The following is a 12,127-nucleotide window of genomic DNA, read 5'->3' on the forward strand; positions in this document are numbered from 1 at the left end:
CCATCTTATCGTTTCAAAAATGAAGGAAAATAACGAAGCATCGCGCAGAGGATTTCTTAAAAAACTGGCCACAACCGCAGCTGCTGCAACCGTTGGCAGTAATTTAATAGCAGCCGATAATATTGGCAGCTTTCATTACCTTAAACAGCAATACAATAGCATCGGCGCTAACGATCAGGTGAACATTGCCCTGATTGGCGCCGGTGGCATGGGTACATCTGATACCCAAACCGCCCTACAAATACCGGGTGTAAAACTGGTTGCCGTATGCGATTTGTACGACGGCCGACTTAAGGATGCCAAAACCAAATGGGGTGCCGATATTTTTACCACTAAAGTTTACAAAGAGATATTGAACCGCAAGGATGTTGACGCGGTTATAGTTGCCACGCCAGATCATTGGCACCAGCAGATCTCGGTGGATGCCATGCACGCCGGTAAGCACGTATATTGCGAAAAACCAATGGTACATTCCGTGATGGAAGGCCCGGCGGTGATTAAAGCCCAGCAGGAAACCGGTAAGGTATTCCAGGTGGGTAGCCAGGGGGTATCTTCGCTTGGTAACGAGAAAGCAAAAGAAATTTTAAAAAGCGGAGCCATTGGTGAGCTGAACTACGCCGAAGGTTTTTGGGCACGCCGCGGCGCGGTGGAAGTTTGGCAATACCCCATCCCCGATGATGCCTCAACCCAAACGGTAGATTGGGAAACCTATATCAGCAACGCGCCAAAACGCCCGTTCGATTCTAAGAGGTTCTTCCGCTGGAGAAACTATACCGATTATGGTACCGGTATGGCGGGCGACTTGTTCGTCCACCTGTTTAGCAGCCTGCACTTTATCACCGGCTCCATGGGGCCAAATAAGATATATGCTTCGGGTGGTTTACGCTACTGGAACGACGGCCGCGAAGTACCTGATGTTTTGTTAGGTACTTTTGATTATGCTAAGGCAGCCGCTCACCCGGCGTTCAACCTGTCGTTACGCTGCAACTTTGTGGATGGCACCAGCGGAACCACTTACCTTAAACTGGTAGGCAGCGAAGGCTCCATGGATATCACCTGGGATAGTGTGACCTTAAAACGTAATAAAGCCATCGATAATAACGACCCTTTCTACATCGAAAAAATGAAACAAATGGGGCAGGCGGTAAGTGGCCGTAAAATGATGCTCCCGCCGGAGCAGATCACCTACGATGCCGAAAAAGGTTATTTAGGCGGGCCGTACGATCACATGAATAATTTCATCAACGCTATCCGCACCGGCGGCAAAGTTACTGAGGATGCCATTTTTGGTTACCGCGCGGCAGCCCCTGCCCTGCTGTGTAACGATAGCTACTTTAAAAATGCCCCTATGTTTTGGGATCCGGAAAAAATGAAAATGTTGAAGGCTTAAATAGCCGCATTGCAAAAGGATATAAAAACAAAAACGCCTACTGAATTTAGCAGGCGTTTTTGTTGGCTTTCGGCGTCTTTGCGAGGCACGAAGCAATCTCCCGATAGGCTTAGCCGCTTGCATAATGGCTTGTCCTTCGTAGAGATTGCTTCGTGCCTCGCAATGACGCGCGGGAAGTTTAATAAAACTTTGGCGGCGGGATCAATTTTGTGTCCTGCTTTTGATGCCAATAGGGGTATATCGGTGCAACGGCGCTGGCCTCATCGAGCTTTTTAACCTGTTCGGTGGTTAAGTTCCAGCCTACGGCGGCAAGGTTTTGCTTTAGCTGCTCTTCGTTGCGGGCTCCTATAATAATGTTGGCTACTGTTGGGCGCTGCAGCAGCCAGTTAATGGCCACCTGGGCAACAGATTTGCCCACTTCCTCGGCTACCTCGTCCAAAGCATCAACAATATTATAAAGGCGTTCAAAGTCGGTTTCGGGACCATGGCTACCACCCTGGCTACGGCGGTTATCTGACGGGATAGGCTGCCCGCGACGGAATTTACCGCCCAACTGGCCGGATGCCAAAGGGCTCCATACAATGGTGCCTACTTTTTGGTCGATACCTGCGGGCATCAACTCCCATTCAAACTCCCTGTCGAGCAGGGAATAATATGCCTGGTGGGCAACATATTTGGCCCAGCCATACCGTTCCGATACCGAAAGAGATTTCATGAGGTGCCATCCGGAAAAATTGGAACAGGCGATGTACCGTATTTTACCGCTGCTGATGAGGTCATCAAGCGCGCGCAAGGTTTCTTCAACCGGCGTGTTACCGTCGAAGCCGTGCATGTGGTAAATATCAATATGATCTGTTTGCAACCGGCGCAAGCTATTTTCTACCGAACGGATGAGGTGAAAACGGGATGAGCCGTAATTAGGGTCCTCCCCCATTTTAAACGTTGCCTTGGTAGATACCAGCACCTCGTTGCGGATGCCAAGCAGCGCTTTCCCCAAAATTTCTTCGGCTACGCCGCCTGAATACACATCGGCAGTATCAAAAAAGTTTACGCCTGCATCCATACAAAGATGCACCAGTTTTTTCGCGTCGTCTAATTGGGTTTGGCCCCAGGCTTTGAAAAATTCGCCGGCGCCGCCAAAGGTTGCGGTACCAAAGCTTAGCACGGGCACTTGTAATCCCGAGCCGCCTAATTGTCTGTATTCCATAAGGTGTGAGTTTTTGATGTATAAAACAAAGGAAACCCCTGTTATCAGTTCAAATCTCGGTGATATACCGCAAAGTTTATATCATCGGAATAACATAAAGAGAAATTGTTGGTGTGGAGCGACTCAGTGGGCTTTATTTACAAATAGCCTTCGTACCATGTGCGATAGCACTTTTACCGCAAAGTGCATAACCTGGCGTAACCGCAAAAACCTGGTAATAGAAAAACGGCGGATACCCGTTTCCTGATGCGCATTCAACTGTACCAGTAATATCATAAACAGTAAACACACGAATGTGTAAAACGCAATATTTTGCAAAGCATTACCTACGCTAAGATGATGGCGCAGGGCATCCATTAAAGTTGGCAACATGGTTAGGCAATGTATTGGTAAGTTAAAATTAAACACAATTTTTATTATTGAGTTAATTTTTCATCAAATTTAATTACTCAAAAATTAAATTACAACTTTTAGGAGTATTTTTACTTATTTTTTGTGATTTAATGTAATAAGGCTCTCCTCTCCATTTAAAGCTAAAGTTTACGCTAATTGCTTTTCCAAGCAAACAAAGCGCATACCCGGGCGAAAGGCGAGCGTAATTTCGCCGGCCAATATATAACCCAGTTTAATAAAGAGCTTTTGCGCAGCCTTATTTTCAAAATTGGTATCTATCCGCAGTAAGGGGATCCCCCGGCGGCCTGCCTCAAGTTCAGCTTCCGTCAACAGTGCTTCAGCAATACCTCGTCCGCGGTATTGGGGACTTACCACCAACCGATGGGTAACAATGGCGGGATCATTGATATCGAAACCTAGCTGCCCGTACTCGGGGTATTGCTCGTTAGTGATGGCAGAAGCCGCTGTAACAAGGCCGTCTATTTCGGCAACCCACAACTGGTTAAGCGCAATATCCGATGCAAAGATCTCCGGGTTAGGGTATTTATCATCCCATTGCAAATTACCCGAAGCCCGCATGAGGGGGACAACCTCTTTAACGATGGACATAACGGCGGGGATATCAATAAGTGCAGCGCGGCGGATGATCATTGCGCAAAAATAGTAAGCTAAGTTTAGACAACAAAGGCAAGAGTGTATTAACTCTGCCCCTTACAGTAGCCGAGGTAAAACAAAGGGCGTATACGAAGTTCCTCCGCTACCGAAGCATCCAGCGGTTTTAAATAACCACTATCTACGAGCAACGTACGGCCCAACTTGGGGTGAACCCGGCCATCCCAATTCAACAACAAAGTATCTTTTTTTTGTTGCCATTTGCCGATACTCCATTCACTGAAAAATGCCATCGTAGAATGCATTTGAAAAGTATGGTCGTTACGGAAATAGATAACCGATTGCGCATTTGTACCTTCGTGACAAGCCTTAAATTTAATAGGGCTTAAATAGTCTTCAACAGACCCTGTTGGCAAAAAGAGAAAAATAAGATATATGGCGATGGGTAAAAAATAACCTAAGTTTAAATTATGCCAGTTTTTAACAACGAGTATCAACTGCCTCACCACCCCAACTACCATTAAAATACCGGCCAAACCAATTATCGATGCTGTGATAAGCACCAGCCAGCCTGACAGGTAAACATCTATGTAATAATAGAAGAACGCCAGCACTATATACACCACCGAAATAACGGCGGCTTTAATGGACCGTACTTTATTACCTGCTGGCTTCATTTATTTTTACTTATAATGCTGGATATCCCGCGTCCTTTTCTTGCATCTGCACACCTGCACATCGCTTAATGATTATGCTTCTTATGGATATCCTTCACCAAACACAGCTTTTTAATATCATCTATCAAAATAGGGAACGGCGCGTATTTTAGGCGGCTGCCAATCATTTCGGTGGTATTGTCTGAGTGCGCTATCACCTCTTCCGGGTTATCGCTCATTAGCAGGCGTTTGTACATGCGGTAATCGCCCCATTCAATATAATACACCTCCCCGGGGAGGATCTTTTTATCGCTGATCACTTTTAATGCCACCCAGCAACCGTTCTCCAGGTATGGATACATGGAGTGGCCCCAAACTGGTAGGGCAAAGTCGCATTCTTCTATTCCGGGGAAATTCATGCGGCCCACAGGATGCGCATCATTAATATCATTATATACCTCCACACCAGACGCGGTAGCGGTAATTTCGTACATAGGGATGCCGTCGCCGTTGCGTAAACTTACAGGTTTATCCGTATTTTTCTTACCACCTAATAAATCTCTGTATTTTTCTTTAAATATCTTTAATTTTTCCGGGTCGATGTTTTGGCGACTCTTGATGATCTCGGTGATGCTGCTGGCATTATTAAAGCCCAAGGCTTCGGCCAGTTCGCTGTTATTGTTAAAGGCTTTCCCTCGTAATTGATTATACAAAATAATAAACTCCAGCGTTTCGGGGCGAATGGTTTTTATTTTATTGGGTTTTGACTGATCTTCCATAGCAGAAAAATATTTTTATTTATTTCTTTATTTAATAAAGATTATTCTTTATATTTGTCAGGTCGTTATTCTATAAAGATACGTATAAATTTTAATAAATCAATATAATGCATCAAGAAACTAAAGAAACAACTTTACCCAGCAGCCGTGCCGGTTAGCATGTTTCCAATTTCAAAGTATTTAAAAATCGATCACCTTTTTCCGCACCCGAATATGTATTTAGTCCACAGCGCGTTGCGCACTACTATTAAAAACGGCAAAGCCGAACTTAAAAATAAAGAACTGCAACAGCGCCTGGAAGCTTACCAAACAGTTTGTAATAAGCACCGGGAAGAGATAGCCGCCATACAGCGCTACCTCCCCGGCTGGATGCCCACGTTCGACGCCAGGGGATAATCCCTCCCCCACTACGAACACCAATGAACAAATAAACCACTGAACTAATACCAACAACATGAAACTAACCCAAAAACTAAAAGACGAACTCTGGTGGATGATCATCTCGGTTGATTATGATTACAGCCGCATCAGCATTGCCGACCACGACCTTGGCGACGACAGCCTCACCCTTTGGCTGGAAGATAAGCACGATTTTAAGAACAGCCTGGACGAGTGCCTGATACTGGAGTTGCCATTGCGCAACTTCGCCAAAATTATCAAAGCCGAAAAACTGAACAGCTACGAAGGCTGCAAAATGCACCCTACACGCCAGTATGTGTACAAAACCCGCATAGAGGTAAACGCGCCTGTTAAATGGTACCGGGAAGATGCGACACCTGTTGAACAAACCTGGGCACGCGAGGCCATGCTGAAAAGCATATTAACGCAGTTGGTTGAAAACGAAACAGCTGGCGATAATTTATAATTAATTATGCCAATTAGCATTATATTCATATTTAAACGCGCACCTATTTTCTGTAATGCATTGCAGCATCCAGTGAGGGTAGTACTTCCGATAAAACGTAGGGGAGCTTAATACCTGTATAAAATATACAGTAAAGGAGGCACAGGCCTCTAAAAATTGAAACGATCTGTGAGTTAAGATAACAACGCGTTAGCAAATAAACACAGGCCCAAAAACAGCAGGAATAGCAAGATAAATGATTTCATAAGCATGGTATAGATTGATGATACAAAGCTTGTGAAATACCCGCTGCCGGGCAACCGTGTTTTAACGGTATTTGAACGGGAAATTAACGGAATTAGGTTACTTTTCTCTAACCTTTAGCAGTTCGCCGGCATCTACTTCTACCAATTCTTCGATTTCGCTTAAAGCTTCGGCCGGTTTGGTGTTGTAATTAAGTTTACGAAAACGCCATATAGCAAAGGCAGGTTCCTGGAAACGGTTGATCAGCTTAAAAAACTTGGGGAAATTATGCACCTCATCAAGCAGGAGGCCGGGCACTATGCCATTGTTATCCAGTATCTCGCGCACGGTGTACTCTTTGTCTTTGGTTATCCAAATCTCAAAGTCGCGCCGTATCTCCTCGTTCTTATCAAGGTCTATCTTATCGTTAATACAAATTACCTTATCACCTGGCTTCATGGTACAAAGATAATTATTTAAGATTATAGAGATTGCAGGTTGATTGCATCGATTATAATGATTCTGATGATAGTGGGCTGATTACAGACTCTACAACAGCGTGCTGCCGAAATATAGACTGCGCACTGCAAACCGCAAACTGCTAATTGCCTGCCGGCATCGCCACATAGAAGGCGGTGCCTTCTCCGGGGTTGCTTTCCAGCCAGATGCGGCCACCTTGTAGTTCGGTAAACTCTTTGCAAAGCAGCAAGCCCAGGCCTACTCCTTTTTCGTTATTGGTACCAAAGGTTGTCCCTGCGCGTAACGAGAAAAGCTCGCTTTGCTTTTCTTCGGTGATACCGATGCCATTATCGCGAATGATGAGCCAGCACTCGCCGCCAATTTGTTTGGCTTTGAAAATTATTTCGCCGCCCGCATTAGTAAATTTAATTGCGTTATTGATGAGGTTACGTATCACCAGTTGCAACATATCATTGTCCGCAACTATTTTGATGTCCCAATCCAGCTCGGTGGTTAATACAATCTGTTTTTTTTAGTGCAATAGAGCGCTCCAGTTCCAACGTATTAAACAAGGCGCCTCGCAGCGTTACATAACTCAGCTTTACGTTTACGCCGTCCATTTGGCCCTTACTCCAAATGAGTAGCTTGCCAAGCATATCAATAGTACTACGGGTAACCTTCAGCAGGTCGCCCTCTACCATGCGGCGCTCTTCGGTATCCAGCTCATATTCGGTGATTAATTCCAGGTAGTTCTGAATATTGCTCAATGGCGAGCGAAGGTCATGAGCTATGATCGACATCAGTTTATTACGCTCCTGGTTAATCCGTTCCAGCTCCTGGTTCTGCTGCATGATCTGCTGATTCTTCCGCTCAATAGCACTTGCCTTTTCTCCGGCAGAGCGTTTCTCATGATCGTAGTTGCGGCGCAGGTAGGTTATTGTATAGTACACAACGATCACTCCTACCACATAGGCCGATGTGATATCGAAAAAACGGCTTTCACGGTTTATATAAGTATAAGGGATCCGCTCGGGCTTGTAGTACTCAAATATATGCAGGCCGATAATGATCACCATATTGCCGGCTATCCAGAAACGATGCTGTTTTTTTGGGGCGATACACAACAACAGCAGCACACAAAGCCCCATAAAAAGGTCCGTTGGCCCAAACGTGCCCGAATTATAAAGAAAGTTAAGGGCGAATAACAAGTTGCCAACAATGCAAAATAGCGTAATTGCAAGCTTAGTATTACCCCGGTAACGCGACCAGTAATACAAGAGCAAGAAAATAAGCATTGTGCCCAGGCTGAGCAGCGCGATGAGCGGTAACCCAATAATAAAATTAAACGGAATATTATATGCCAACGCGGCAATGGCAAGTATGCAAACCGAGTGAAATATCCTAACCTCCAGCGGAAACTCTGCCGTTGAACCCGTTATCCTGATCCAAAGCTTATTTATATTTCCTAAGGGGCTCAAATTATATTATTATTTGGAGTACGCAAGGTTAGTAATAATTTCTAAAGGACGAACGCTGCCACTGTTAAACTTTAGGGTATAAATATAAGTAAGCATAGGTAATTTAAGGTATATGCCAAATAGGTTTATTATCTGATAAACAGCGACCTGCCTGCATAAATCAAACTGCCGCAAAACCCCAATCCACCGAGGCGATTTGTACGACTTATCCATTCTCATTTATCGCGGGTATTGCTCTTTCATTAATACTACCGATCGCGTTATCAAACTATACAAAACATCCAAATTCACATCAGCCAGCTTTTTTATGTAGAGGCAGCTTTTGGCCATTTTGAATTTCCCTAATTGGGCCAGCAGTTGATCACTTTCAAAACTCCCAAGCTTAAGATACAAAGCAATATTGGCCTTGCGGGGCGCAAAACCCACTAAGCACATATCCCCTTCATGGCCACTGGCATACTTATAATGATAATTACCGCAGCCAATAATGGCCGTGCCCCACATAATGGCCGGCTCGCCGGTAGCCTTTTCCATCATTGCGGCAATGGCGAAGCAATCCTTACGCAGGGATTCGTCTTCTATCATGTTTAAATAGCTTTCCGCAGTTTTTGGCGTGGCTTTGGTTTTTAACTCATACATACCTGTGGGGCTTTGGTTAACCAAATATAACAGGAATTATCCCATTTAATAAGAGCTATTAGGTTGGCAGCGTATTTAAATTTTAGCGCATAAAAAAAGCCGGACTATGCCGGCTTTTAAAAAGAAAAATATTTTAGGGGTGCTTAATTGCGGCTAAATCCACCGCGGCCACCGCCACCACCGTTAAAACCTGGACCTTTGTCCTCGGCTATGTTAACTGTAATGCGTTTGCCGTAATAGCTTTGCCCGTTCATGCATCTTATAGCTTCTTTAGCTTCATCCTCGTTCACCATCTCAACAAACCCAAAACCCCTGCTCTCTTTTGTTTCACGATCTTTAACTATCCTGAGGGACTTAACCGGCCCAAAATCGCCAAAAACCGCATTTAGTTCGGCCTCATTTACTTCTAATGGAAGGCCTCCAATAAATACTTTCATTAATCTCCTTTGTTTTTACAAATGTACGCAAAAAAGGTCGCTTTTTAAAGCGTTGAGTGGTGTTAAATAGTGGTGTAGCTTGTTTTTTACAATAAGGTGTCAATATGACGCAACGTGATCCTTACATCGTTAACTTGCGAAAATTTTGGTGGCTAATTATTGTTTAAGCTTCAGGTTGAAGCTACCCTCCACCCGGTAAAAGGGCGAGTTGGCTTTATCATCATGTGCCAAAAAAGTAAAGAAGGTACCCTTGGCGAGTACACTGTCTTGCCTGTATCGCTGCAGGTCTAAAACACCTGCATCGCCGGCCTCGGTAAATTGAGTGAGGCTATATTGCTTAATATGCAAGGCATCGGGGCGAAGCAACAATTGGCTACCCTCTACCCCCTTGGTAACTTCTGCGGCTGCGGTGCCTTTACTGCTGATGGCAAAGCTCATGGTATGCGCTTTGTTTATAGCGGTAATGCCAAAGTACCGGCTCTCGCCAACACTAATATTTACAAATGCAACAGAATCTTCGGCAGCATTAAAAGTATAGGTAGAATCCTGAACGTTTAAGGTTAAAGTACCACTCGAAGCTAAAAAATTGGTGGCAGGGGTAGCAGAAAGTGCACTGTCTGCGGCGGCTACGGCTTTTTTCTGGTCCACGCTTTTATCGCCCTGGTCTTTTTGGCAGGAAGATGCCACAAACGCAAGGAACAAAACGCACGAAACACACCAGTTGGTAAACCGTTTTGAATACATAGGTAAATTGATGGCCTAAAAGTAAAAAAAATATTTCTGAAAAAAGCCTCCAGCGAATCGCCCGCACAAAAAGTTTAACACTTTTTAACTATCTATATAAACGTATTTGGCAAACAAAAGGTTTGTTTTATTTGTCCTTTTTACACTTATTTTTATTGATTACCAGATGGTTAAATTAAACACTGCTCCGCCAGATTTAGTTATAGTCGTAAATGTTATATTAACCGCGTACACAAAGCATGAAGAAGTCAAATATATTCGCCTTAATTACCTGCTCAATATATTGAATTACAACATATTATAACAAATCAAGACATTCATTCATTTATTAAAACGCTAAACATCAATACACAAAGCCATGTTAGCCAACCATTTAAAATTTGCCTTTCGTGACAGGATAAAAAATGGAGAAATGAGTGATAAATGTGCGAATGATTTTGATGTGCGGACCTACAACTTATCTTGCATCTGGCGCTCTCGTCTGAAATCTGCATATCCGCACATCTACGCGCCTAACCGCTCGTCAAAGGAAAATTTACTTATGGCGGTGATTTTTATCTTTTCAAAATCGGGATGGGCGGGGTTAAACAGATAATTGTATTCCATACCTATAATAGCCGAAGGAACTTTCAACACAGCGGTTTCCATTTTTTGCAGCCAGGTATCGCCAAGTGCCTGGGTGAGGGGGTAATTCAACACCTTTTGCCATTGTGGGTTGATGCCGGTTAGTTTTGCCAGGCTAATTTCCTTTATGGTCAATTTATCCGGCACATTAAACATCGTAACAGAAAAATTACCCGTGTATAAGGAAGTGCCTGCAGTATGCGCCAATTTTTCTAAACAGGAGAGTGCCAGCGAGCCACCTGTATAAATTACATAGCGGCCTCGCGAGTTCCAGCGCCCGTCTATCCCCGAACCGTTACGGTCGGCTGCATATTTGGTTTGCCCTATGCGGTAAGTATTCATTTAGAGTTGGTTGGGAAAGTTGTAAGAAGTTGGAGTGGCTGAAAAAGCAGTAAAAAGGCCTTAATACAGTTTTAAAATTCATAACTACTAAAACTTATACAACCTCTCATAACCCTTATAACTAATATTGCCTAAGCTGTAACGCCGTAATCTATGCGGATGAGCTCGGCCATTACAATGCTGATGCCGGTAATGGTATCCAGCATATCAAAGGGGACGGCATCAATACCTGGATTGATATGGCGTAGCCAGCTCTTAAATTCATCAAGCGAACCAAAAGTATCAAGCCCCTTATCAAAAAGCTCAAACAGCTGTATAACGTGCTCGCTTAAGCCCGGGTTTAAGCCCTTGGTGCTTTGGATATGCTTACGCAGGGTTGGCTCGGTAATATCAAGCCATTTGGCAATATCTATTTGGGTAACACCGGTAACCTGTAGCAGAGTAGTTAAAGCACCCGGCTGCAAGCCCTGTTTTATAGCGCCCAACTTGGCCAACGGAGATTTAAAAAGAGTTTCGTAAGGCACCATCAAATCATGAACCATTGATAGCGGGGTTTCAAAATTTGTGTAGGTACGCGCAAGCGCCTGGTTTTTACGCCTTCCGGTACTTTTATCCTTGCTTTCTTCTTTCATAACACAAATGTAAACATTTTCTATTTAAAAAGAAATTATTTACATTTCGTTTCAATATCCGTCAAAATATCTTTCAAATTTATTCTAATATAATTAGCAGTTGTAAAATATTTTCGCTACATTTGTATACGTTTTATGCCATTCGGCATTTTAATCATAAACCGCTAACCCATGATCTTCCTGAATGAAACCGCCCTAAATGAGCGGGTGAATGGCTATTTCTGTTACATAAAAGGCGAGTACCATCTCGAGCCAAAACCACCGCAAAAAAAACAAGCACCAGATGCCGAAACGGGCGACCAGGTAGTTTGGGACCGCCAGCCAGAACCAGCCCTGCTAACCGGACTTGCCCTCCACCTTGGTTTTAACAGTATGGACGATTTTGTGGCCTGCGAGAAAAGGGGGAAACATAAAAAGACACTGCGAAAAGCCCGTTTAAAAATAGAGGCCGAATACGAAAAGAAACTGCATCAGCAAGCACCCACGGGTGCCATGTTTGCCCTGAGGTGCATGGGTTGGGCAGATAAAAACGCCGAGCCCGCCGCTGCAGTACCAAAGAAACTACTTATCGAGATCACCGAATCGGGTCCAAAAATATCCAGGAATGAAAAAGAGGTCGTCATGTAAGCGCCTCCCTTACTCCTAAAT

General features: G+C 44.1%; 17 protein-coding genes. 4 read left to right on the plus strand and 13 right to left on the minus strand.

The window, feature by feature from the left end:
• The first annotated feature begins 19 nt into the window (after positions 1–19).
• Complete coding sequence (locus tag ABIX36_RS25735) at positions 20–1,390, plus strand: Gfo/Idh/MocA family oxidoreductase (protein ID WP_348085036.1); 1,371 nt, start codon at positions 20–22, stop codon at positions 1,388–1,390.
• A 178-nt stretch (positions 1,391–1,568) separates the two neighbouring features.
• Here the strand turns inward: ABIX36_RS25735 and ABIX36_RS25740 are convergent, their stop codons facing one another.
• The 5 genes from ABIX36_RS25740 to ABIX36_RS25760 form a co-directional block, all read right to left on the minus strand.
• Positions 1,569–2,597, minus strand: coding sequence for an aldo/keto reductase (locus ABIX36_RS25740; RefSeq protein WP_348085037.1), 1,029 nt, complete (start codon positions 2,595–2,597; stop codon positions 1,569–1,571).
• A 123-nt stretch (positions 2,598–2,720) separates the two neighbouring features.
• Positions 2,721–2,969 carry a hypothetical protein gene (locus tag ABIX36_RS25745; RefSeq protein ID WP_348085038.1) on the minus strand — a complete coding sequence of 83 codons (249 nt, stop codon included), beginning with the start codon at positions 2,967–2,969 and terminating at the stop codon, positions 2,721–2,723.
• A gap of 168 nt (positions 2,970–3,137) precedes the next feature.
• Positions 3,138–3,641 (minus strand): GNAT family N-acetyltransferase, encoded by a 504-nt coding sequence (locus ABIX36_RS25750; protein ID WP_348085039.1) that lies wholly within the window; start codon positions 3,639–3,641, stop codon positions 3,138–3,140.
• Positions 3,642–3,688: 47 nt separating this feature from the next.
• A complete protein-coding gene (locus tag ABIX36_RS25755) occupies positions 3,689–4,279 on the minus strand; it encodes a hypothetical protein (RefSeq protein WP_348085040.1) in 591 nt (196 codons plus the stop codon).
• 65 nt (positions 4,280–4,344) lie between these two features.
• Positions 4,345–5,037, minus strand: a complete 693-nt coding sequence (locus ABIX36_RS25760; RefSeq protein ID WP_348085041.1) for a S24 family peptidase — start codon at positions 5,035–5,037, stop codon at positions 4,345–4,347.
• Positions 5,038–5,250: 213 nt separating this feature from the next.
• On the opposite strand from ABIX36_RS25760, the gene ABIX36_RS25765 reads away from it, so the two are divergent.
• Both ABIX36_RS25765 and ABIX36_RS25770 read left to right on the plus strand, forming a co-directional pair.
• A complete protein-coding gene (locus ABIX36_RS25765; RefSeq protein ID WP_348085042.1) occupies positions 5,251–5,433 on the plus strand; it encodes a hypothetical protein in 183 nt (60 codons plus the stop codon).
• A gap of 58 nt (positions 5,434–5,491) precedes the next feature.
• Positions 5,492–5,902 (plus strand): hypothetical protein, encoded by a 411-nt coding sequence (locus tag ABIX36_RS25770; RefSeq protein ID WP_348085043.1) that lies wholly within the window; start codon positions 5,492–5,494, stop codon positions 5,900–5,902.
• 342 nt (positions 5,903–6,244) lie between these two features.
• Here ABIX36_RS25770 and ABIX36_RS25775 read toward each other — a convergent pair whose 3' ends face one another.
• From ABIX36_RS25775 to ABIX36_RS25810, 8 genes are all read right to left on the minus strand, one after another.
• Positions 6,245–6,583, minus strand: coding sequence for a hypothetical protein (locus ABIX36_RS25775; RefSeq protein WP_348085044.1), 339 nt, complete (start codon positions 6,581–6,583; stop codon positions 6,245–6,247).
• A 142-nt stretch (positions 6,584–6,725) separates the two neighbouring features.
• Entirely contained in the window at positions 6,726–7,040 is a 315-nt protein-coding gene (locus ABIX36_RS25780) for a sensor histidine kinase (protein WP_348085045.1), read from the minus strand.
• Positions 7,041–7,053: 13 nt separating this feature from the next.
• Complete coding sequence (locus ABIX36_RS25785; RefSeq protein ID WP_348085046.1) at positions 7,054–8,061, minus strand: histidine kinase dimerization/phospho-acceptor domain-containing protein; 1,008 nt, start codon at positions 8,059–8,061, stop codon at positions 7,054–7,056.
• Between the two features lie 219 nt (positions 8,062–8,280).
• Positions 8,281–8,700, minus strand: a complete 420-nt coding sequence (locus ABIX36_RS25790; protein ID WP_348085047.1) for a DUF1801 domain-containing protein — start codon at positions 8,698–8,700, stop codon at positions 8,281–8,283.
• 143 nt (positions 8,701–8,843) lie between these two features.
• Positions 8,844–9,137: an RNA-binding protein gene (locus ABIX36_RS25795; RefSeq protein WP_348085048.1), complete on the minus strand. Its 294-nt coding sequence runs from the start codon at positions 9,135–9,137 to the stop codon at positions 8,844–8,846.
• A gap of 156 nt (positions 9,138–9,293) precedes the next feature.
• Complete coding sequence (locus ABIX36_RS25800) at positions 9,294–9,881, minus strand: hypothetical protein (protein WP_348085049.1); 588 nt, start codon at positions 9,879–9,881, stop codon at positions 9,294–9,296.
• Positions 9,882–10,385: 504 nt separating this feature from the next.
• Positions 10,386–10,847 carry an RES family NAD+ phosphorylase gene (locus tag ABIX36_RS25805; RefSeq protein WP_348085050.1) on the minus strand — a complete coding sequence of 154 codons (462 nt, stop codon included), beginning with the start codon at positions 10,845–10,847 and terminating at the stop codon, positions 10,386–10,388.
• Between the two features lie 131 nt (positions 10,848–10,978).
• The gene (locus ABIX36_RS25810) at positions 10,979–11,479 is read right to left on the minus strand and encodes an antitoxin Xre/MbcA/ParS toxin-binding domain-containing protein (protein ID WP_348085051.1); all 501 of its coding nucleotides are present in this window, start codon (positions 11,477–11,479) and stop codon (positions 10,979–10,981) included.
• A gap of 171 nt (positions 11,480–11,650) precedes the next feature.
• Here ABIX36_RS25810 and ABIX36_RS25815 point away from each other — a divergent pair, with 171 nt between their 5' ends.
• Positions 11,651–12,106: a hypothetical protein gene (locus ABIX36_RS25815; RefSeq protein WP_348085052.1), complete on the plus strand. Its 456-nt coding sequence runs from the start codon at positions 11,651–11,653 to the stop codon at positions 12,104–12,106.
• Positions 12,107–12,127 lie beyond the last annotated feature (21 nt).

This window comes from Mucilaginibacter sp., from assembly GCF_039925265.1.
GTDB lineage: Bacteria > Bacteroidota > Bacteroidia > Sphingobacteriales > Sphingobacteriaceae > Mucilaginibacter.